General features: G+C 64.1%; 1 rRNA gene. It reads left to right on the top strand.

The window, feature by feature from the left end:
• Positions 1-471: ribosomal RNA gene (locus tag ACYQ0J_RS09910) — 23S ribosomal RNA — on the top strand; the annotation flags it as partial.

The following is a 471-nucleotide window of genomic DNA, read 5'->3' on the forward strand; positions in this document are numbered from 1 at the left end:
GGTGAAATTGAACTGGCCGTGAAGATGCGGCCTACCCGTGGCAGGACGAAAAGACCCCGTGGAGCTTTACTGCAGCCTGGTGTTGGCTCTTGGTCGCGTCTGCGTAGGATAGGTGGGAGCCTGCGAAGCCGCCCTTTCGGGGGTGGTGGAGGCGCCGGTGAAATACCACCCTGATGCGGCTGGGGGCCTAACCCTCGGGTGGGGGGACAGCGCTTGGCGGGCAGTTTGACTGGGGTGGTCGCCTCCTAAAGGGTAACGGAGGCGCCCAAAGGTTCCCTCAGGCGGGACGGAAATCCGCCGGAGAGCGCAAGGGTAGAAGGGAGCCTGACTGTGAGGCCTGCAAGCCGAGCAGGGGCGAAAGCCGGGCCTAGTGAACCGGTGGTCCCGTGTGGAAGGGCCATCGATCAACGGATAAAAGTTACCCCGGGGATAACAGGCTGATCTCCCCCGAGCGTCCACAGCGGCGGGGAG

It is taken from the genome of Thermus sp. FJN-A, from assembly GCF_054655095.1.